This is a genomic window from Saccharothrix australiensis (assembly GCF_003634935.1).
GTDB classification, from domain to species: domain Bacteria; phylum Actinomycetota; class Actinomycetes; order Mycobacteriales; family Pseudonocardiaceae; genus Actinosynnema; species Actinosynnema australiense.
This window is the reverse complement of record NZ_RBXO01000001.1, coordinates 1,049,938-1,070,990: the sequence shown is the minus strand read 5'-3', so window position 1 is coordinate 1,070,990 and position 21,053 is coordinate 1,049,938. Positions and strand designations below refer to the sequence as shown.

At 73.7% G+C, this 21,053-nt stretch carries 16 protein-coding genes and 1 tRNA gene; 7 read left to right on the top strand and 10 right to left on the bottom strand.

Going from position 1 to position 21,053, the window contains the following annotated elements:
- Window positions 1-5 precede the first annotated feature (5 nt).
- Complete coding sequence (locus C8E97_RS05180) at window positions 6-1,250, bottom strand: cytochrome P450 (protein WP_121002132.1); 1,245 nt, start codon at window positions 1,248-1,250, stop codon at window positions 6-8.
- Window positions 1,251-1,264: 14 nt separating this feature from the next.
- On the opposite strand from C8E97_RS05180, the gene C8E97_RS05175 reads away from it, so the two are divergent.
- Entirely contained in the window at window positions 1,265-1,999 is a 735-nt protein-coding gene (locus C8E97_RS05175) for an alpha/beta fold hydrolase (RefSeq protein ID WP_121002130.1), read from the top strand.
- A gap of 36 nt (window positions 2,000-2,035) precedes the next feature.
- The gene (locus C8E97_RS05170) at window positions 2,036-2,413 is read left to right on the top strand and encodes a tetratricopeptide repeat protein (RefSeq protein WP_121002128.1); all 378 of its coding nucleotides are present in this window, start codon (window positions 2,036-2,038) and stop codon (window positions 2,411-2,413) included.
- Window positions 2,414-2,743: 330 nt separating this feature from the next.
- Here the strand turns inward: C8E97_RS05170 and C8E97_RS05165 are convergent, their stop codons facing one another.
- The 4 genes from C8E97_RS05165 to C8E97_RS05150 form a co-directional block, all read right to left on the bottom strand.
- On the bottom strand, window positions 2,744-3,586 hold the full coding sequence (locus tag C8E97_RS05165) for a lytic transglycosylase domain-containing protein (protein WP_121002126.1): 843 nt from the start codon (window positions 3,584-3,586) through the stop codon (window positions 2,744-2,746).
- A 217-nt stretch (window positions 3,587-3,803) separates the two neighbouring features.
- Window positions 3,804-6,980, bottom strand: a complete 3,177-nt coding sequence (locus tag C8E97_RS05160; protein WP_121002124.1) for a S41 family peptidase — start codon at window positions 6,978-6,980, stop codon at window positions 3,804-3,806.
- 36 nt (window positions 6,981-7,016) lie between these two features.
- Entirely contained in the window at window positions 7,017-7,187 is a 171-nt protein-coding gene (locus C8E97_RS05155) for a DUF397 domain-containing protein (protein ID WP_121002122.1), read from the bottom strand.
- Window positions 7,184-8,026 (bottom strand): helix-turn-helix domain-containing protein, encoded by an 843-nt coding sequence (locus C8E97_RS05150; RefSeq protein ID WP_121002120.1) that lies wholly within the window; start codon window positions 8,024-8,026, stop codon window positions 7,184-7,186. Before C8E97_RS05150 ends, C8E97_RS05155 begins: the two co-directional genes overlap by 4 nt.
- A 90-nt stretch (window positions 8,027-8,116) precedes the next feature.
- On the opposite strand from C8E97_RS05150, the gene C8E97_RS05145 reads away from it, so the two are divergent.
- Window positions 8,117-8,326 (top strand): hypothetical protein, encoded by a 210-nt coding sequence (locus C8E97_RS05145; protein WP_121002118.1) that lies wholly within the window; start codon window positions 8,117-8,119, stop codon window positions 8,324-8,326.
- Here the strand turns inward: C8E97_RS05145 and C8E97_RS05140 are convergent.
- From C8E97_RS05140 to mfd, 3 genes are read right to left on the bottom strand one after another with little or no spacing between them, the layout of a single operon-like run.
- Entirely contained in the window at window positions 8,311-9,240 is a 930-nt protein-coding gene (locus C8E97_RS05140; RefSeq protein WP_121002116.1) for a nucleoside triphosphate pyrophosphohydrolase, read from the bottom strand. The two genes, C8E97_RS05145 and C8E97_RS05140, sit on opposite strands and share 16 nt — an antisense overlap.
- A 10-nt stretch (window positions 9,241-9,250) precedes the next feature.
- Window positions 9,251-10,186, bottom strand: a complete 936-nt coding sequence (locus C8E97_RS05135; RefSeq protein WP_121002114.1) for a SurA N-terminal domain-containing protein — start codon at window positions 10,184-10,186, stop codon at window positions 9,251-9,253.
- 13 nt (window positions 10,187-10,199) lie between these two features.
- The gene (gene mfd / locus C8E97_RS05130; protein ID WP_121002112.1) at window positions 10,200-13,778 is read right to left on the bottom strand and encodes a transcription-repair coupling factor; all 3,579 of its coding nucleotides are present in this window, start codon (window positions 13,776-13,778) and stop codon (window positions 10,200-10,202) included.
- 232 nt (window positions 13,779-14,010) lie between these two features.
- Between mfd and C8E97_RS05125 the strand changes: the two genes are divergently transcribed.
- Window positions 14,011-15,102 carry a PQQ-dependent sugar dehydrogenase gene (locus C8E97_RS05125; RefSeq protein WP_121002110.1) on the top strand — a complete coding sequence of 364 codons (1,092 nt, stop codon included), beginning with the start codon at window positions 14,011-14,013 and terminating at the stop codon, window positions 15,100-15,102.
- A gap of 6 nt (window positions 15,103-15,108) precedes the next feature.
- On the opposite strand, the gene C8E97_RS05120 is transcribed toward C8E97_RS05125, so the two are convergent.
- A complete protein-coding gene (locus tag C8E97_RS05120; protein ID WP_170212091.1) occupies window positions 15,109-15,705 on the bottom strand; it encodes a TetR/AcrR family transcriptional regulator in 597 nt (198 codons plus the stop codon).
- Between the two features lie 103 nt (window positions 15,706-15,808).
- Window positions 15,809-16,765 carry an acyl-CoA desaturase gene (locus C8E97_RS05115; protein ID WP_121002106.1) on the bottom strand — a complete coding sequence of 319 codons (957 nt, stop codon included), beginning with the start codon at window positions 16,763-16,765 and terminating at the stop codon, window positions 15,809-15,811.
- A gap of 912 nt (window positions 16,766-17,677) precedes the next feature.
- Here C8E97_RS05115 and C8E97_RS05105 point away from each other — a divergent pair.
- The 3 genes from C8E97_RS05105 (at window position 17,678) to glmU (ending at window position 21,047) form a co-directional block, all read left to right on the top strand.
- A tRNA-Gln gene (locus tag C8E97_RS05105) sits at window positions 17,678-17,748 on the top strand.
- Window positions 17,749-17,842: 94 nt separating this feature from the next.
- Entirely contained in the window at window positions 17,843-19,489 is a 1,647-nt protein-coding gene (locus C8E97_RS05100) for a GGDEF domain-containing protein (RefSeq protein ID WP_121002102.1), read from the top strand.
- A gap of 73 nt (window positions 19,490-19,562) precedes the next feature.
- Window positions 19,563-21,047: a bifunctional UDP-N-acetylglucosamine diphosphorylase/glucosamine-1-phosphate N-acetyltransferase GlmU gene (gene glmU / locus C8E97_RS05095; RefSeq protein WP_121002100.1), complete on the top strand. Its 1,485-nt coding sequence runs from the start codon at window positions 19,563-19,565 to the stop codon at window positions 21,045-21,047.
- Window positions 21,048-21,053 lie beyond the last annotated feature (6 nt).

Genomic DNA, 21,053 nt, shown 5'->3' with positions numbered 1-21,053 from the left:
TACGGTCACGAGCGTAGTTGGTGGCGCACCGGCAGGCTCTTGACCCCGTTCTGGAAGTTCGACCGGAGCCTGGTCGGCCCGCCCGCGGGCACCAGCGGGCCGGGCAGGTCGAGCACGGCGTCGAACAGCGCCCGCAGCTGGACGCGGGCGAGGTGCGCGCCGAGGCAGAAGTGCGGCCCGTGCCCGAACGACAGGTGCTCGCCGGCGGCGCGGGTGACGTCGAACCGGTGCGGTTCGGTGAACACGCGCTCGTCGCGGTTTGCCGAGCTGAACCAGACGACCACCTTCTCGCCCCGCCGGATCCCCGCGCCGGCCAGCTCGGTGTCCGCCGCCGCCGTGCGCCGGAAGTGCATGACCGGCGTCCACCAGCGCAGCATCTCCTCCACCGCGCCCGGCAGCAGGGCGCGGTCCCGCTTGAGCAGGGCGTACTGGTCGGGGTGCCGCAGGAGGGCGATCAGGCCGCCGGGGATGCCGTTGCGGACGGTCTCGTTGCCGGCGACGGAGAACAGCCAGAACAGCGTTTCGAACTCCTCCACGGCCACGTCGTGGCGCATGAGGTTGCTCATCACGTCGTCGCCCGGCTCGCGGCGCTTCAGCTCGCCCAGCGCGTGCGCGTAGGCGTAGAGGTCGGGCATCCCGCCGCGCGCCCTCGGGTCGGGCTGCGGGTCGGGCCGCAGCGCCAGCGCCCGCAGCGCCATCTCCGACATGCCGGTGGTGTCGCTGGAGCTGTGCGCGTAGTCGGCGTCCTGGTAGCCGATCACGCGGTTGCTCCAGTCGTACATCAGCGCCCGGTCGCGGTGCGGCACGCCGAACACCTCGGCCAGCGTGCGCAGCGGCAGGTCGGCCGCGAGCGCGGTGAAGTCCCTCGGCTCGCCGTCGGCCAGCGGCGCGACCAGCTCGCGGGCCCAGCGCGCGATCCTCGCCTCCAGCGCCGCGACGGCGCGCGGGGTGAACGCCTTGGTCAGCAGGCCGCGCAGGCGGGTGTGCTCGGGCGGGTCGGTGTTGAGCATCATCCGCCGCACGTAGGCCAGGTCACCCGGCGTGGCCGGGTCGCGGAGCTGGGTGCCGCCCAGCCAGGAGGAGAACACCTGCGGGCGGCGGAGGACGGTCCGCACGTCGGCGTGCCGGAACACGCCCACGAAACCGCCCGCGCGGACCACGCCGGCGTCCCGCAACCGGGTGAGCGCGTCGTGCGGCACGCCGCGGGTGTAGGTGTCCGGGTCGACGATGACCTCGACGTCACTGGGCATGGGAGGATTCTGGCGTGATCCACGTGGAGCGCGGTGGTTCCGGACCGCTCCTGGTCCTCCTGCACGGCCTGGGCGCGACGGCCGAGGTGTGGCGGGGCGTGACGCCGCACTGGCCGGGCTCGTGGCTGGCGGTCGACCTGCCCGGCCACGGCCGGTCGACGCCGCTGGAGCGCTACTCGTTCGGCTCGTTCGCGGCGGCGGTCGCGGCGGTCGTGCCGCCCGGACCGGTGGCGGTGCTGGGCCACTCGCTGGGCGGTGCGGTGGCGTTGGCGCTGGCCAGCGGCTGGTTCGCGGTGGAGGTCGCGGCGGTGGCGGGCGTGGGCGTCAAGCTGCGGTGGTCGGCGGACGAGCTGGCGCGGGCGCGGGCGGTCGCCGGTCGGCCCGCGAAGGTCTTCCCCACGCCGGACGAGGCCGCCGGCTGGGCCGCCCGGCTGGCCGGCGTGCCGCTCGCGCACGGCGTGGCGGAGACGCCGGGCGGGTGGCGCGCGGCGCTGGACCCGGCGGCGTTCGGGGTGGGCGCGCCGGACGTGGCGGGCCTGCTGGCGGCGTCCCGCGCGCCGGTGCTCCTGGCCACCGGCGAGACCGACCCGCTGTGCCCGCCCGGCGACCTGCTCGCCGCGACACCGGGTGGAATGGTGCTGGCCGGGGTCGGGCACAACGCCCACGTGGAGCAACCCGAGTCGATCAGGCCGGTGCTGGAGCGGTTGGTCACGGAGTGGGACGCGTCCCGTCATCCGGTCGGCTGCTGATGGACTACCGGGCGCGCCGGTAGCGTTGATCGGACCATGACGGACAGCACCTTCGAGGCGTTCCGCCGAGCCGAGGCGCTGCTCGCGGACCGCCGCCCGCTGGAGGCGCTGCGCGAGCTGCGAGTCGTGCTCGACGCGGCGCCGGACGAGCCGAGCGTCCAACTGCTGGCGGGCCGCGCCTACCTCGGTTCGGCGCAGCTGAAGAGAGCCGAGGAGGCGTTCCGCAAGGTGCTGGAGCTGGACCCGAGCGACTACTACGCCCGGTTCGCCCTGGGCCGGACCCTGCAACGGCAGAGCCGCCTGCCCGAGGCACTGGCCCAACTGCGGATGGCGGCGGCGATGAACCCGACCCCCGAGTACCAGGAAGCGCTGGGCGAGGTAAGCGCCCGCATAGCCGTAGAACGCGGAAACTGACCGCCCCCGCGCCCCCACCCGCTCCCCCGCCCCGCCCCGCCCCGCCCCGCCCTGCCCGCCCCGCCCCGCCCCGGCACCGCGAGGCCGCCGTCGGGTTGTCGCGCCTCATTTCCCGCCGATCACGCTTTTAGATCGGCGGGAAATCAGGCGCGACGACCCGACCACAGGGCGGCCGAGCCGCCGCGACGGAGGAGCGGCAAATCAAACACAGCTCTACGCCCTGCCCAACCGCTCCCGCCCGATCCCGCCCCGCTCCCGCCCCGCTCCCGCCCCGCTCCCGCCCCGCTCCCGCCCCGCTCCAGCTCTTCCCCCGCTCCCCGCCGACACAGGTCAATTCACCACAGCGCGCGCGAAGGCGTCCGCCCCGCTGAACACGTTCCGGCCGTACTCCACCGAGTTGTTGTACGCCATCACCGCCGCCCACCAGCCCTGACCGGTGCCCAGGTCGCCGCCGGACGAGCACAGGTAGCGGGCGGCGGCCAGGGCCGCGTCGTCGACGTTCTGCGGGTCCGGCGGGTTGCCGTCGCCGTTCGCCCTGGTCGCGTAGCGCGCCCACGTCGTCGGGATGAACTGCATCGGGCCCACGGCCCGGTCCCACGTCCGGTCGCCGTCGAGGGCGCCGCCGTCGGTGTCCGGGATCGCCTTCACGCCGGGGCCGCCGTCCAGCGGGATGCCGATGATCGGCTTGGACGGCCGCCCGTCCTCGCCCAGCTTCCGGCCGCCGATGGTGCCGTGGTGCGACTCGACGCGCCCGATGCCGGCCAGCGTCGCCCACGACACGCGGCACCCCGGCTGCGTCGACCGCGTCACCAGCTCGGCGATCGCGTACGCCCGCAGGGCGCGGGCCGGGATGTCGGTCTTGCTCGACACGTCCGCCGCCCACGCGGTCAGCGGCTCGGCGGCGGCGATCTCGCCTCCCGGCGACGCCCGGGGCGGCACCTCGCCCGCCGTGCCCGGCGCCGCCGAGCCCGGCTCGACCTCCTGGAACGGCACGGGGAACGGCGGGTCGTCCGCGGTCAGCGCGGCACGGCGGTTGAGCACGCCCAACGCCCACGCGCCGCCTGCCACGACGGCGAGCAGGAGCGCGACCAGCGCCAGCCGGCCGACGAGGTTGCCGACGCGACCGCGCGCCGGCGGGCGGGGTGTCGTTTTGGGGGGCGGTGGGACGACCACGGCCCCAGGCTACGTGCAATTCGGACGTACCCGGGCGGAACAGGGCGACGCACCCGGACGCACCAGACGAAGCCGCTGGTCAGCGGGCCACAGCGGCTCCGGTCCACGGTGGCAACGGTCGCAGTGGCTCCGGTCGCAGTGGCAACGGTCGCCGTCAACCGTGACCGCGCACCCGAGAGGGTCGAGCGCCCACCCGGTGCGCGGTCACGGCGCCCCGTCAGGCCAGCGGCGGCAGCTCCGGCGGCACGGCCGCCGGCCGCGTCTCCAACGCCTCCAGCGCCAGCCGCACCGCCGTGTCCAACTGCGGGTCGCGGCCCGCCACGCGGTCCTGCGGCGTCATCACCACCTCGACGTCCGGGTCGACGCCGTGGTTCTCCACGCCCCACCCGTGCCCGGCGAACCAGGACGCGTACCGGGGCTGCGTGACCACCGTCCCGTCGACCAGGTCGAACTGCATGTCGATCCCGATCACGCCGCCCCACGTCCGCACGCCGACCACCGGACCGATGCCCAGCTCCTTGATGGCCACGTTCACGATGTCGCCGTCGGACCCCGCGAACTCGTCCGCGATCGCCACCACCGGCCCGCGCGGCGCGTCCGCCGGGTAGCTCTCGGACGTCGTGTAGCCGCGCGCCACCGACCAGCCGATGATCTTGCGCGCCAGCTTCTCCACCACCAGCTGCGACGTGTGCCCGCCGCCGTTCTCCCGCACGTCCAGCACGACGGCCTCGCGCGCCAGCTCCACCCGCAGGTCGCGGTGCAGCTGCGCCCAGCCCGCACCCATCATGTCCGGCACGTGCAGGTAGCCGACGCGCCCCTCGGACAGCTCGTGCGTCCGCGCCCGCCGGTCCGCCACCCACGCGTGGTAGCGCAGCGGCTCGTCGTCCGCCAGCGGCACGACCACGACCCGGCGCGGCTCGCCGCCGCCACCCGGCCGCACGGTCAGCTCCACCGGCTTGCCCGCCGTGCCGACCAGCAGCGGCGCGGGCCCGGTCAGCGGGTCGACCACCCGGCCGTCGACGGCGAGGACCGCGTCGCCCGCGCGCACCGCGACGCCGGGCGCGGCCAGCGGCGACCGGGCCGCCGGGTCGGACGTCTCGCCGGGGATCACCCGCGTGACCCGCCACGCGCCCGACTCGTCCCGCTCCAGGTCCGCACCGAGCAGGCCGACCTTGCGCCCGTACGGGCCGCCGCGCGGCATCACGTACGCGTGGGACGTGCCCAGCTCGCCCTGCACCTCCCACAGCAGGTCCACCAGGTCGGAGTAGCTGCCCAGCCGGTCCACCAGCGGCCGGTAGCGGTCCAGCACGCCGGCCCAGTCCACCCCGCCCATGTCGGTGCGCCAGAACAGGTCCCGCATCAGCCGGCCCGCCTCGGCGTAGGACTGCCGCCACTCGGCGGCCCGGTCCACCACGACCCGCACGCGGGACAGGTCGACGTCGATCGAGTCCTGGTCGTCCGCGTCGACCTTCCGGTCCGACGGCACGACCCGCAGGTCCGCGCCGTCCAGCACGACGATCCGCTGCCCGTCGCCGGTCACCGCGAACGCGTCCAGCCCGTCCACCAGCACGTCCGTCCGCGACTTCGCGAGGTCGAACCGCTCCAGCACCGACCGCGGCGCCCGCGCCGACGGCGTCGGCAGGGTGTCGCCGAGGACACCGCGCAACGGGCTCCGCAGCCACAGCAACCCGCCCTTGGCGGCGACCAGCGCCGAGTAGCCCGACGCCGCGACCGGCACCGGCACCAGCCGGTCGGCCAGGCCGTCCAGGTCGACGACGGTGATCGGGTTCTCGTCGTGCTCCTTCTCCTTGTCCTTGTCCTTGTCGTCGTCGCCGACCGGGCGGCCCAGTCGCAGCGGGTCGAACGGCGAGGGCGTCGTCGCCGCCAGCGGCAGCAGGAACGGGCGGCAGCCGGTCGGGAACGACAGGTCGAACACGTGCGCGTCGTACACCGGGTCGAACGTGCGGACCGACAGGAACGCCAGGTACCGGCCGTCCTCGGTGAACGTCGGCGCGAAGTCCGCGAACCGCAGCGGCGTCACGTCCACCACGGACAGGTCGGTCGTGTTCGTCATCCTGATGTGCCGCAACGGGCCCGGTCCGGGGTGGGACCACGCCAGCCAGTTCGAGTCGGGTGAGAAGACCAGGTCGGACACGTGGGGGTTCGCGCCCCGCAGCACCTCGCGCACCTCGCCGGACTCGACCTCGACCAGCAGGAGCCGCCCGTCGTGCGTGGCGACGGCCAGCCGCCTGCCGTCCGGCGCGACCTCCAGCTCCAGCACCCGCCCGAGCTTGCCGACCGCGACGCGGCGCGGGGCGTTGCCCGGCTCGACCCCGCCGACCGGCGCGAACTCCAGCCCCTCCTCGCCGTCGGCGTCGGTCACCCAGACCACGCCGTCGCCGACCACGCGCGGCAGGCGGGCCCGGACGCCGGGCTGCTCGGCCAAAGCTCGCACGGGACCGTCACGGTGGGTCACCCAGTGCACCGTGCCGCGCACCTCGACCACGCTGGCGCGGCCGGTCTTGTCCGGGTGGAAGTCGTCGGGACGCGACGGGACCGGCTGCGGGCGGGTGGCGGTGCGCGGTCCGCCGAGGGAGATGTCGAGCTTGCGCGGCGCGGCGTCCAGGCCGTCGAGCAGCCACAGGTCGCCCGCGAGCTGGTAGACGACCCGCTCACCGTCCGTGGTCGCGCACCGGGCGTAGAACTCCTGCTCGGTGTGGCGGCGCAGGTCGGACCCGTCGGGCAGCACGGAGTAGACGCTGCCGACACCGTCGTGGTCGGACAGGAACGCCAGCCGCCCGCCCACCCACATCGGCGCGTGCAGCGACGAGGTCAGCTCGGGCAGGATGCGGGTGAACTCGCCGTCACCGGTCAGGTCGACCCACAGGCGACCCGCCGAGCCGCCCCGGTACCGCTTCCAGTAGGCCGGGTCCTTGCCGTACATCGAGGTCACGACGACCTCGCCGGACGGCCCGTGGTCGACGTCGCCGACCCAGCCGTAGGGCAGCCGGCGCGGCGGCCCGCCGTCCACGGGCAGCGCGTAGGCCCACCGCCGCGTCCGGGTCGCCTCGCCCGCGGACGTGGTGGCCACGACCTCGCCCTGCCGGGTCCACCCGCGCACGCCGGTCGTCACGCTGCCCCAGTGGGTGAGGCGGGTGGCCTCGCCACCGGCGACGGGCGCGAGGTGCACCTCGGGGGCGCCGTCGCGGCGACTGGCCCAGGCCAGCCGCGTGCCGGACGGGTCGAACCGGGGCGACGACACGGGCGCCTGGTCGGCGGTCACCCGCCAGGCCCGGCCGCCGGCGAGGGGAGCCAGCCACACGTCGTCCTCGGCCACGAAGGTGACCAGGTCGCCGTGCAGGTGGGGGAAACGAAGGTAGGCGGGTTCCGTCACGTGATCGACGTTAGCGCGCCGGGGTGCCGCCGGGGATCAAGCCCGCCCAAGCAGGCGGAGGAAACTCCGGGCGGACGAAGCCGGGAAAACCAGCACCGCCCCGGTCCGATTCTTCGAGTCACGCACCGCGACCCGCTCCCTCAAGTGGGCGACCTCGACGCAGTTCGTCTCGGTCGTGCTGCGGCTGGACTTCCGCCAGGTCGTCACGTCTCCTGCCCTTCCAGGCGCTCAGCACACTTCCGGATCAAGGCCGTGGAGTCCTCGGCGTTGGCCGTCGCGGCCAACAACGTGGGCTTCATGTCGACATAAGCCTGCACGTCCTGGAGCTTGTCGAGCAACAGACTTGAGCGCAGGTGTTCGAGGTGCACCACCGGACTGGTCCGCACCGTCTCCAACATCTCGAAGGACCCGTAGAGGCCCGAGTGCCAACCGCGATCCCCAGGGACCACTCGGATGGTCACGTTCTCCAGCTCGGCCAGCGCGAGCAGGTGACGTGCTTGGGCCGCCATCACCGACCGACCGCCGACCGGCCGGCGCAGGACGAACTCGTCGATGACCGCGAGGTACCGCACCGGGTTCTCGCGGGTGAGCACCTTCTGGCGCTCCAGTCGGAGGCGAAGGCGCTCCTCGGCTTCGGCGTGCGGAAGGCCGCCCTCGGTCATGATCGCGCGGATGTAGTCGGGCGTTTGGAGCAGGCCCGGAACGAGCAACGACGCGACATCGGTGATGGAAACCGACACCCGCTCGTACTCGATCAACGCCTTGAGCTGTTGCGGCAGACCGGAACCGGTGGCCAGCCAGTTCGACCGGGCCGCCTCCCGCGCCAGCGCCAGCAGCTCACGCCGCTTCGAACCCACCACGCCCAGCGCGCCGAGGATCGTGGCCACCTCGGTCTCACCCGCCAGGCGCTCACCGCGCTCGATGCGGCTGAGCATGCTCTTGCTGATCCCGACCTGCTGCTCCAGCTGGATCATGCGCACGCGCTTGGCCTTGCGCAGGTCCCGCAACTCCGCGCCGAGGGTCCGCGCCCGCGCGTTGCTCTCCATGCCGCCAGCCTAGGGCTTCACCCAAACGTGGACTATCGAGAATTCTTAGTCCTTGCCAAGGTTATCTCAGGAATTTCGAGAGGAGTGGACATGCGCAAGCCGACCACGGAGATGCAGTTCTGGGCACGCGTCCTGCGGGACACCAAGATCGAGTGGAGCCTCGACCCGCAGGACGTCGTGCTCGCGATCGGCAACCTGCCGGAGTTCGAGATCGTCGGCACGCCCGAGGCGCTGCGCCGCCTCGTGGACAAGGTGTCCGAGGCCCTGCAAGCCTTCGAGGCCGCTCACGCGGGCCAATAGGCGCGCCAGTCCTCGGCCGTCAACGACGTCACACCGGCCGCCCGTGCCGCCCGCTCCGCCGCCCTCACCCGCGACTCGAACGCCCGCGCCACCGCCCGCAGCTCGCCCTCCGGGTCCTCACCGGCCAGCTTCGCCAGCGCCGCCACCGCGAACAGCGTCGCACCGGTGTCGTCGCCCTCGGGCAGCAGGTCCACCGGGAGCCCGGCGCGGGCCGTCCGCTGCGCCAGCTTCCCGGCCAGCGCCACCGCCGGCTGCCCGGTCGCCACACCGTCCACGCTGGACTCGCGCTGCTTCTCGACCTGCTTCAGCTCCTCCCAGCGGTGCTGCTGGGTGGTCGCGTCGCGGACCGCCGGGTCGTCGCCCCCGAACACGTGGGGGTGCCTGCCGACGAGCTTGCGGACCAGGTCGCCCGCCACCTCGTCGATGCCGAACGGCTCGGCGTGCTCGGCCGCGATCCGCGCGTGGAACAGCACCTGGAGCAGCACGTCGCCCAGCTCCTCGCGCAGCGCGGCCCGGTCGCCGTCCTCGATCGCCTCCAGCAGCTCGTAGGTCTCCTCCACCAGGTACTGGCGCAGCGACTTGTGGTCCTGCTCGGCGTCCCACGGGCACCCGCCGGGCGACCGCAGGCGGTCCATCACCGACACCGCGCCGACCAGCGCGGTGCCCGGCGGGGTGCGCACCACGGCCGCGCCGCCCGCCACCAGCTCACGGGCGTAGGGCTCGTCCAAATCGGTGGTCAGGTAGACGACCGGGCCGTCCACCTCGGTCACGGGTGTCGTGCCCAGGGCGACCCAGTACTCCTGGTCCAGGTCGTCCGAGGCGAACACCGCCGCCGCGGCCCGCAGGGCGGGCAGCGCGGCGGCGGGCAGCACCGGGTCGTGGCGGGAGCCGAGCAGTACGACGGTGTTCGTCACGGGGTACCGGTCACTGCCTGGGCTCGCGGACGAGCGCCTGGAAGCCCGACAGCTCCTTGTCGCTCGCGGCCAGCGCGATCGCCGTCGAGTCCCACACGCCGTAGCGCGGGTTCACGCGGATCTCCGGCTCGCCGGCGAGCCGCTGCACCAGGCGCAGGCCGATCTGCTCCAGCAGCTGGGGCGTCAGCTGCTCGGTGGACGACTCGCCGCTGCTCTTCTTGTCGTCGTCGCGGGCCGTCACGTGCGCCACGATCCACTGCGCGCTGCCGGGGTCCGGCGGGAACGCCACCACGGTGCCCGGCTCCACGCCGAACAGCGGCGAGCCGGCCGCCTGCGGCGAGTCCGCGGAGCTGACCTTCTGCCCGACCTTGGCCAGTTGCTGCCCCTCCGGGCCCTGCGGGCCGGAGCGGACGTACTCGGCCATCTTCGCCGGGTCGGCCGCGACCTGCTTGGCCTTCTCGACGGCGTCGGCGTTGTCCTTGGTGAAGAAGTAGTCGAACGTGACTTCCATCCGGTCCACGTACTTGCGCGCCAGCTCGACCAGCAGGAGCTGGTCCTTGGCCCGCTCGCGGAACGTCGCCGCGTCGTAGACCGTGTTCTGCGAGGCCACCTCGGCGCCGCCCGCGTTCTCCACGGACTCCGACACCGCCTCCTCGGACACGGTGACGCCCTCGCGGAGCGCCGCCCGCTCGATCAGCTCGTGCTGCACGCCCAGGGTCACGAGCTGGCGGGACACCTGGTCGAGCTTGCGCTGCTCGTGCAGCTTCCGGGCCTCGGGCTCCTTCTTCAGCACGGTGTCCAGCCGCTGCTGGACCCGCTCCAGCGGGATCACGGTGTCACCGACGATCGCGGCCGAGCCGACCTGGCTCGGGCCGGCGCCGCAGCCCGCCACCAGCAGTGCGACGGCCGCGCCGACCAGGGTGAAGCGCCTCTGCACAGTCCTCACGGGAGCTAGCCTCTCACGAACCCGTGACGCTGCTCACGGGAGTACCCGCCAAGGATTCGAGGAACCGCGCGCACCAGTCCAGCAGTTCCTGGTCGCGGAGCTGGGGTGCGCCCATTCGGCCGCCGGCCGCTCCCTCCGTCGGCCTCGGCACGGAGACCGTCCGGGTGGCGGGCTTGTGGACGGCCTTCGGGTGCAGCCGGCGCAGCCGCACCAGCTGGGAGTCCTTCAGCTCCAGCGGCGCGAACCGGATGACCTGGCCCTGGACCGCCACCTCCGTCACGCCGTGCGCCCGGCAGGTCTGGCGGAACCGGGCGACCGCGAGCAGCCGCTCCACCGGCAGCGGCGGGGTGCCGTAGCGGTCCTTCAGCTCGTCCCACACCGCGCGCAGCGCCGCCTCGTCGCCCGCCGCCGCGATCTTCCGGTACGCCTCCAGCCGCAGCCGCTCGCCGGGCACGTAGTCGTGCGGGATGTGCGCGTCCACCGGCAGGTCGACGCGGACCTCGGCCAGCTCCTCCTCGCCCTCGGCCTCCGCGCCCGCGTGCCGCCGGAACGCCTCCACGGCCTCGCCGACCAGCCGGACGTACAGGTCGAACCCGACGCCCGCGATGTGCCCGGACTGCTCCGCGCCGAGGATGTTGCCCGCGCCCCGGATCTCCAGGTCCTTCATCGCGACCGCCATGCCCGCGCCCAGCTCGGTGTTCTGCGCGATGGTGGCGAGCCGGTCGTGCGCGGTCTCGGTCAGCGGGGACTCCGGCGGGTACAGGAAGTAGGCGTAGCCGCGTTCGCGGCCCCGGCCGACCCGACCGCGCAGCTGGTGCAGCTGGGACAGCCCGAGCAGGTCGCCGCGCTCCACGATGAGCGTGTTGGCGTTGGAGATGTCCAGGCCGGTCTCGACGATCGTCGTGCACACCAGCACGTCGTACTCGCGTTCCCAGAAGCCCTGGATGATCTTCTCCAGCTTGTCCTCGTTCATCTGGCCGTGCGCGGTGACCACGCGGGCCTCCGGCACCAGCTCGCGGATGCGGCGGGCGGCCTTCTCGATGGTCGACACCCGGTTGTGCACGTAGAACACCTGGCCGTCGCGCAGCAGCTCGCGGCGGATGGCCGCGGCGACCTGCTTGTCGTCGTACGCGCCGACGTAGGTCAGGATCGGGTGCCGCTCCTCGGGCGGGGTGAGGATCGTGGACATCTCCCGGATGCCCGCGAGCGACATCTCCAGCGTGCGCGGGATGGGCGTCGCGGACATGGTGAGCACGTCGACGTGCGTGCGCAGCGCCTTGATGTGCTCCTTGTGCTCGACGCCGAACCGCTGCTCCTCGTCCACGATCACCAGGCCGAGGTCCTTGTAGCGCAGGCCCTTCTGTAGCAGCCGGTGCGTGCCGATGACGACGTCGACCTCGCCGTCGGCGAGACCGGCGACGACCTGCTCGGCCTCCGCCGGGTCGGTGAACCGGGACAGGCCCTTGACGTTGACCGGGAACGCCCGCATCCGCTCCTGGAAGGTGTTCAGGTGCTGCTGGGCGAGCAGGGTCGTCGGCACCAGCACCACGACCTGCTTGCCGTCCTGCACCGCCTTGAACGCGGCGCGCACGGCGATCTCCGTCTTGCCGTAGCCGACGTCGCCGCAGATCACCCGGTCCATCGGGACCGTGCGCTCCATGTCGGCCTTCACCTCGTCGATCGCCGCCATCTGGTCGACGGTCTCGGTGAACGGGAAGGCGTCCTCCAGCTCGCGCTGCCACGGGGTGTCCGGCGCGAACGCGTGGCCGGGCGCGGCCTGGCGGGCGGCGTAGAGCTGCACCAGCTCGGCCGCGATCTGCTTGACCGCCTTGCGCGCCTTGGCCTTGGTGTTCTTCCAGTCGCTGCCGCCGAGCCGGTTCAGCGTGGGCAGCTCGCCGCCGACGTACCGCGACACCTCGTCGAGCTGGTCGGTCGGCACGAACAGCCGGTCGCCGGGCTGGCCGCGCTTGGACGAGGCGTACTCCAGCACCAGGTACTCGCGGGTCGTGGTGGAGCCGGTGGTGTCCTTGGTGGTGCGCTGCGCCATCTCGACGTACTTGCCGATGCCGTGCTGCTCGTGCACGACGAAGTCGCCGGGCCGCAGCGCCAGCGGGTCCACCGCGTTGCGGCGGCGCGACGGCATCCGGCGCATGTCCTTCGTGGACGTCCCGCCGCGCCCGCCGGTCAGGTCGGTCTCGGTGAGCACCACGAGCGCGAGGTCCGGCAGCGCGAACCCGTCCTCCAGCGCGCCCCGCACCACCGTGACCGCGCCCGCGCGGGGCGGTTCGACCAGGGTCTCGGCCGGCACGGCGGGCACCTCGGACTCCGCCAGCTGCTCGACGGCCCGTTGCGCCGTGCCCGCGCCGGGCACCACCAGGACCGCCGTGCCGCCGGCGGCGGTGTGCGCGCGCAGGTCGGCGAACGCCCGGTCGATGTCGCCCTGGTAAGCCTCGACGCGCTGGAACTCCAGCCGCACGACGTCGGAGTCCTCGGTGGTCAACTGGCTCAGCGTCCACCACGGGCGGCCCTTGGCCCTGGCGGCGTCCGCCACGTCGGCCAGGCTGCGGTAGGCGGACGCGCCGAGGTCGATGGGCGCCTTGCCGCCGCCGGCCGCCGCCATCCAGGACGCCTCCAGGAACTCCTGGCCGGTGCGCACGAGGTCGTGGGCGCGGGCGCGGATCTTCTCGGGGTCGTTGAGGACGACGTGCGTGCCGTCCGGGACGACGTCGGTGAGCAGTTGCAGCTCGCCCTCGCACAGCGCCGGGATCAGCGCCTCCATGCCCTCGGACGGGATGCCGCTCGCGATCTTCTCCAGCATCTCGGCGAGCTGGGCGTCCGACTCGTGCGCGACGGCCAGCTCGGCGGCCCGCTCCTTCACCCGGTCGGTGAGCAGCAGCTCCCGGCACGGCGGCGCGGTGAACCCGCTCACCTCGCGGGGCAGCGACCGCTGGTCGGCCACCGAGAACGGCCGGATCTCGCTGACCTCGTCGCCCCAGAACTCGACCCGCAGCGGGTGCTCGGCCGTGGGCGGGAAGACGTCGAGGATGCCGCCCCGGACGGCGAACTCGCCGCGCTTCTCCACCATGTCCACGCGGACGTAGGCGAGCTGGGCGAGGTGGGTGAGCAGCTGCTCGAAGTCGTGCTCGCCGCCGACCTCCAGGTCGACCGGCACGAGGTCGCCGAGGCCGGGCGCCATCGGCTGGATGAGGCTGCGCACGGTCGCCACGACGACCCGCAGCGGGTTGTCGCCGGGGTGCCGCAGCCGGCGCAGCACCTGGAGCCGGGCGCCCACCGTGTCGGCGCGCGGCGACAGGCGCTCGTGCGGCAGCGTCTCCCAGCTGGGGAAGATCGCCACCGCGTCGTGGCCGATGAGGTCGCACAGCACGTTGGTCAGCTCGTCCGCCTCCCGCCCGGTGGCGGTGACGGCCAGCACGGGTGTCTCGCGCGCCAGGGCGGCGGCGACCAGTGGCCGCGCGGCGGGCGCGCCCTCCAGCTCCAGCGACGGCACGCCGAGGGAGTCGACGAGGGCGCTGAGCGCTTTATCGGACAGGACGGCGGTCAGCAGGCCGGAAAGCGGGCCGGGCTGGGGCATTTGAGTGGCTCCCGGAGGCAACGACGACAGACCCCTGCCTGGGACCTGTGCCCACCGGAAGGGGTGCTCGGCCACCAGCCTACGGGCACCCCCCGGTGGTCCGCGCGCGGATTAGCCGCTCGACCGGGACGCCCCGCGTCGGGGGCGGAGCGCGGGCGGCGACCCCGGAGGCCACTCGAACGGCCGGGCCGGCGGGGGCACGCGCCCCCGCCGGGCTTGGCATCCTGGGTGGATGCGCCGGGTTGTCGGGTTCGCCGCCGTGTTGCTGCTCACCGCCTGCTCGAACGCCCCGTCCGGCGGCACCGCGCCCGACGCCGGTCCGCCGGGCGCGATCCGGGTCGAGGTGGTCGCGACCGGGCTGACGCACCCCTGGGAGGTCGGCTTCCTGCCCGACGGGCGGCTGCTGGTCACCGAGCGGCCGGGCCGGCTCGCGCTGGTCGACCGGGGCCGCCGGACCGAGGTGCGGGCCGACCTCGGCGACGTCGTGGCGCGCGGCGAGGGCGGGCTGATGGGCCTGGTGGTGCACCCGGACTTCGCGAGCACCCGGCGCTTCACCACGTGCCACAACACCGCGCGGGACGTGCGGCTGGTGACCTGGGAGCTGACCGGCGCGGAGGCCGCGCGCGTGCGGGACCCGCTCCGGGGCGGGCTCCCGGCCAACCCGAGCGGGCGGCACTCGGGCTGCCGGCTCGCCCTGGCCGCGAACGGCAAGCTGCTCGTCGGCACCGGCGACACGGCCCGGCCGGAGGTCGCCCAGGACCGCGGCAGCCTCGGCGGCAAGGTGCTCGAACTCGACCTCGCGACCGGCGAGGGCGGCGTGCTGACCCGCGGCCACCGCAACGTCCAGGGCATCGCGGTCCGCTCGGACGGGCTGGTGCTCACCGCCGAGCACGGCCCCGACGTGGACGACGAGGTGAACGTCCTCAAGCCCGGCGCCAACTACGGGTGGGACCCGTCGCGGGGCGGCACGGTCGACCACTACGACGAGGACGTGCCCATGACCGACCTGGGGCGCTTCCCGGACGCCGTGCCCGCGGTGTGGTCGTCCGGCAGCCCGACCGAGGCCGTCTGCGACGCGGTCTTCCTCGAAGGCGAGGAGTGGGGCGACCTGAACGGCGTCCTGGCCGTCACCGCGCTCAAGGGCGCGAAGGTGCTGCTGTTCACCGTCACGGCGGAGGGCGGTGTGCACTCCGTGTCGGTGCCGGAGCAGCTCGACGGCACGCACGGGCGGCTGCGGGGCGCGGCGCTCGGACCGGACAACGCCCTCTACCTGACCACGTCCAACGGCGCCGACGACAAGGTGCTCAAGGTGACCCGCGGCTGAGCACGCTCAGCCGCGGGTGCGCAGGCGGGGCTTGTGGTCCATGTGGGACAAGCCCTTCCAGGCCAGGTTCACCAGGTGCGCGGCGACCTCGTCCTTCTTCGGCTTGCGCACCTCCAGCCACCACTGGCCGGTCAGCGCGACCATGCCCACCAGCGCCTGGCTGTAGAGCGCCGCGAGCTTGCGGTCGTAGCCCTGCCGCGAGAAGTGCAGGCCCAGGATCGACTCGACCTGCGACGCGATGTCGTTGAGCAGCGACGAGAACGTGCCGGTCGACGAGGCCACCGGCGAGTCGCGCACGAGGATCCGGAACCCGTCCGTCGAACCCTCGATGTAGTCCAGCAGCGCGCACGCGGCCTGCTCCAGCAGTTCGCGCGGGTGCCCGCCGGACAGGGCGTTGACGATGTGGTCCATCAGGTGCTGCATCTCGCGGTCCACCACGACCGCGTAGATGCCTTCCTTGCCGCCGAAGTGCTCGTAGACCACGGGCTTGGACACACCGGCCCGGTGCGCGATCTCCTCGATCGAGGTGACCTCGAAACCCTTCTCCGCGAACAGCGCCCGAGCGACGTCCAGCAGCTGCTCGCGCCGTTCCTTCCCGGTCATCCGCACGCGCGGGACCGGGGTGTCGCCCGCGCGCCGTCGTCCCGCCATCCCGGTCACCCTAAACACCCGCCCCTCGCCGAGTGGGCGAGGGGCGGGTCAAGGGCTACTTCTTCGCGCTGATCCGGGCGAGGCGCTGCGCGTTGGGCCAGCGCACGTCGCGCGCCCAGCCGAGCTTCTCGAACAGCCAGATCAACCGCGCGGAGGTGTCGATCTGGCCGCGCTTCACGCCGTGCCGCGCGCAGGTCGGGTCGGCGTGGTGCAGGTTGTGCCACGACTCGCCGAACGACAGGATCGCCAGCGCCCACACGTTGGCGGAGCGGTCGCGCGCCGCGAACGGGCGGTCGCCGACCATGTGGCAGATCGAGTTGACCGACCAGGTGACGTGGTGCAGGAAGGCGACGCGCACCAGGCCCGCCCAGAAGAACGCGGACAGCGCGCCCGCCCACGACATGGTGATCAGGCCGCCCAGCGCGGCGGGCGCGAGCAGGCTGATCGTGGTCCACAGCCAGAACAGCTTGTCGACCTTGACGAGGTCCTCGTCGGCCAGCAGGTCGGGCGCGAACCGCTGCGCGTTGGTCTTGTCCCGCTCGAACAGCCAGCCCATGTGGGCGTGCCAGAAGCCCTTGGCCAGGGCGACGGGGCCGGAGCCGAACAGCCACGGCGAGTGCGGGTCGCCCTCGCGGTCGGAGAACGCGTGGTGGCGGCGGTGGTCGGCGACCCAGACGATCACCGGGCCCTGGAGCGCCATGCTGCCCGCGATGGCGAGCGCGATCTTGAGCGCCCGGTTGGCCTTGAACGAGCCGTGCGTGAAGTACCGGTGGTAGCCGATGGTCACGCCCAGGCCGGACAGGTAGTAGAAGGCGACGAACAGCGCCACGTCCAGCCAGCCCAGCCCCCAGCCCCAGGCGAACGGCACCGCCGCGATCAGCGCCAGGAACGGCACGATGACGAACACGTAGACGCCCAATTGCTCCACGTGGCCGCGCCGGCCGTCGGTCAGCGGCTTCGGTCCTTTGTCCGGACCGGGCGGTGTGGGCCTGCTCTCCAGGGTGCTGGTCATACGTGTACCTCTTGGTTGTTCGGGGGCTACCTACGGAACCGTAACTTACGGCAGCGTAAGTTAGGTCAACCTCGTCCCGCCATAGCCGCGCGGAAACTCATGGCGTGTTCTCAGGAACGCGGACGTGACGCCAGCGTGCGCCGCGGCAGGCCCCGCACCGGGCTCGGTACGGCCGCCGTCGGCACCGGTTCGGGGTGGCGCCGAGCCCGGTCGGCACGACGTCGCCGCTGGTCGGGCGGGCACCGGTGGCCGGCGACGCGGGCGCGTCGCCCCTCGGGCGGCGGCCGGGCCCGACCGCCCGGACTCCCCCGTGAGTTTCACCGGAACGGGCGAACGGCGGGCGGTGTCGAGAGGAGTCCCGGATCACCCTGTGGCCGCGGACACGGGTTCGCGCCCCCGTCGCCCTCGTCGTCCGCGCTCGGACGCCACCCGGCGCCTCGCGCACCGAGTCGACGCCGACCCCCGTCGCCCGCGCGCGTCGGAAGCCACCCGCCGCCGGGCGGCCGGGGTCGTGGCGTCGTGTGCGGTTCCCGCCGAGCACCCCATCCGGGTACCCGCGCGCCCGGCGGACTACCGGGCGGGGCGCGACCTCGCCGCATCGGGCGAGCGCCCCGAGCGCGCCGTCACAGCGCGTGGCGGAACGGCGGGGGCGCCGGACGCGGTCTTCACCCCCGCCGGGCACACCCGGCGCCACGACCGGGGCCGGTCTCCCGTCGGGCCGATCCCCGCGCGGGCGCGCGCACGCTCGCGCGTGCCCGCCGGGCACCCGGACGGACTCGCCGCGACCTGCGGAAACACGCAGCGTCATGATCGGGTGACCGTCGGATTTCCGCCAGTTGTGCGGTCGTGCTGACCTTCGGGGAGCAGTCGTGACAACATGTGTTCGCGCGGCAGAGGGAGACCTCCGCCCGTTCCGCCATGGTGTAAAGGCAGCACCTCGGATTTTGGTTCCGATGGTCCAGGTTCGAATCCTGGTGGCGGAGCGAGAACGGCCGAGTCCTACCGGTCCCGGCCGCCTCGCGTCTGCCTGGGGGGTGAGAGTCGCTGCACGGGGAAGCGGTCGACGAGCAGGGCAACGTGGCGCCGGCGCTCCACGAGATGTCCGACGCGTGGCTGGTCGGCCGCGCGAGCGAGCTCGTGGCCGTGGCCCAGAGCAGCCACCTCTCCGACCAGCTCGACGCGTGCCACGCGGTGGACGAGCTGCTCGCCGAGGCGCAGGCCCGCGGCGAGCCGCGCATCGTCGGCCAGCTCCTGCGCGCGGCGGCCGTGGTCCGGCTGGTCACGCCCGGCCTGGTGGACCTGTCCGACACCATGCTCGACGAGCTGCTCGCGCACACCCGGCGGCACGGCCTGGTCGTGCTGGAGGCCGAGGCGCACGCCCTGCGCGGGCGGCGCTACCTGCTCGGCGGGTACGAGGACCGGGCGCTGACCGAGGTCGCCAGCGGCCTGGCCATGCTGGAGGAGGACCTCACCCCGGACCCGATGCTGGACAAGCGCACCTGGGACCGGATGCTGGCCAGCGCGCTCCAGACCACCGGGCTGGTGCTCACCCAGCTGGGCGTCTACGAGATGGCCGACGCGGTGCTGGCCAGGGCGCACAACGCGATCCGCGACAGCGCCGGGCCGCACCTGATCTACCTCCACCTGTCCAACCGGGCCCGGATGCTGATCGGCTGGGGCCTGCGGCTGGAGCGGGTGGGCAACGTGGAGGAGGCCGCGGCCAAGTTCTCGACCGCCGCCGCCATCTCCGAGGCCGTCGAGGGCCCGTTCCGCGAGTCGCTGCACCCCGGCCGCCGCGACCGGTCGGCCGCCGAGCAGGTGCCGATCATCGGCGCGTCGCACGCGCTGGCCAAGCCCGGCCCGGAGCACATCGCGCCGCTGTGGCGGCTGCGCGAGCTGGCCATGTACGCCCGCGAGCTGATCATCGTGTCCATCGCGCTGTCCCGGTGCCTCGAGCTGGAGGAGCTGCCCCAGCAGGCGCTCCAGGTGCTCGCCGACGCCCGCACCAGGCTGGCGAACGACACGTCCGAGCCGACGCTGATGCTGTGCCTGGTGCGCGAGTACGCGAAGCTGTCCGGCCCGCACGGCGAGCACACCATCTCGGCGCTCCAGAGCTACGCCGACGCGCTGGAGGTCGAGCTGTGGCAGATGCAGGAGGCGCGCACCGCCACCCTCGTCACCCGGCGCGACCACGAACGGCTGACCCGCGCGCACGGCGCGATCGCGCAGCAGGCGCTCCAGGACCCGCTGACCGGGCTGCCCAACCGGCGGGCGCTCGACGACCGGCTCGGCGCGCTGATCAGCGCGCAGACCCACCCGATGGCGATCGCGCTGGTCGACCTGGACGGGTTCAAGGTGGTCAACGACAAGCACTCGCACGCGGAGGGTGACGACGTCCTTCGGGTGATTGCGAGCACACTCCGGCAGGCCCTGCGCGGCGACGACCTGGTCGCCCGGTACGGCGGCGACGAGTTCGTCGTGCTGCTGCCCGGCGCGCCCCTCTACGCCGCCGAGGCGGCCCTCGCCCGAGCCGTGGAAGCCGTGGCGGACCTGCCTTCCGACCTCTCCCGCGGCGTCACCCTCTCGGTGGGCGTGATCTCGGTGCGCCCCCGCGAGGCGGCCCACCAAGCCCTCGCCCGAGCCGACTCCGCGATGTACCTGGCGAAGCGCAGAGGTGGCTGCCAGGTTGCCGCCGTGCAAGGCGAGCGGTCCTCGGAGGCTTAGTATCAACACCTGGCGGGAGCCAGGGCTTTCCCGCTGGCAGACACGCACCGAGAGCCACCTAGGGAGAGCGCTGATGCTTGAGGGTGTTCCCACCCCGATCAGCACGATCGTCCTCGCGGCGGGGGAAGGGACCCGCATGCGGTCAGCCACCCCCAAGGTGTTGCACCGGATCGCCGGTCGCTCCCTCGTGGAGCACGCGGTCCGCGCCGCCGCCGGGACCGATCCGGACCACCTGGCCGTCGTCGTCGGGCACGGTCGTGCCGCGGTGACCCAACACCTCGACACCCTGTCCGCCGCGCTGGACCGCAAGGTCACCGTGGCGGTGCAGGAGCAGCAGCACGGCACGGGGCACGCGGTGGGCTGCGGCCTCGCCGAACTGCCCGCCGACCTCGGTGGCACGGTCGTCGTCACCTACGGTGACACACCCCTGCTGGACGCCGCGACGCTGACCGCGCTGCTCACCGAGCACGGCGCGGCGGGCAACGCGGTGACCGTCCTGACCGCGGTGGTCGCCGACCCGACCGGGTACGGGCGGATCATCCGCTCCGCGTCCGGCGCGGTCGAGGGCATCGTCGAGCAGAAGGACGCCTCCCCGGAGCAGCGGGCCATCACGGAGATCAACTCGGGCGTGTACGCGTTCGACGCGGCGGTCCTGCGGGACGCGCTGGCGCGGATCTCGACCGACAACTCGCAGGGCGAGCTGTACCTGACCGACGTGCCGGCCATCGCGCACGCCGACGGCAGGCGGGTCGGCGCGCTCGTGGCCACCGACCCGTGGCTGGTCGAGGGCGTCAACGACCGGGTGCAGCTCGCGCGGCTCGGCGCCGAGCTGAACCGCCGGATCGTCGAGCGGTGGATGCGCGAGGGCGTGACCGTGGTCGACCCGGCCACCACGTGGCTGGACGCGGACGTCCGGCTCGGCCGGGACGCGCGGGTCGAGCCGGGCGTGCAGCTGCGCGACGGCACGGTCGTCGGCGAGGGCGCGGTCGTCGGGCCGGACACGACGCTGCACGCGTGCTCGGTCGGGGCGAACGCGACCGTCGTGCGCACCCACGGCACCGGCGCGGAGATCGGGGCGGGCGCGTCCGTGGGCCCGTTCGCCTACCTGCGGCCGGGCACCCGGCTGGGCGCGGACGGCAAGGTCGGCGCGTTCGTCGAGGTGAAGAACTCCGACATCGGGACCGGCAGCAAGGTCCCCCACCTGAGCTACATCGGCGACACCACCATCGGTGAGCACTCCAACATCGGCGCCGCCAGCGTGACCGTGAACTACGACGGCGTGCGCAAGCACCGCACCGTCATCGGGTCCCACGCGCGGACCGGCTCCGACAACATGTTCGTCGCACCCGTCACCGTCGGGGACGGCGCGTACACCGGCGCCGGGACCGTCGTGCGCCGGGACGTCCCGCCGGGCGCGCTCGCCGTGTCCGGCGGTCCCCAGCGCAACCTGGAGGGGTGGGTCGTGCAGCGCAGGCCGGGCACCCCGGCCGCCGAGGCGGCTCAGCGGGCGCTGGCGGCGCAGAATGCCGACACCACAGAGGAAGGGCGCCGACCGTGAACCCCA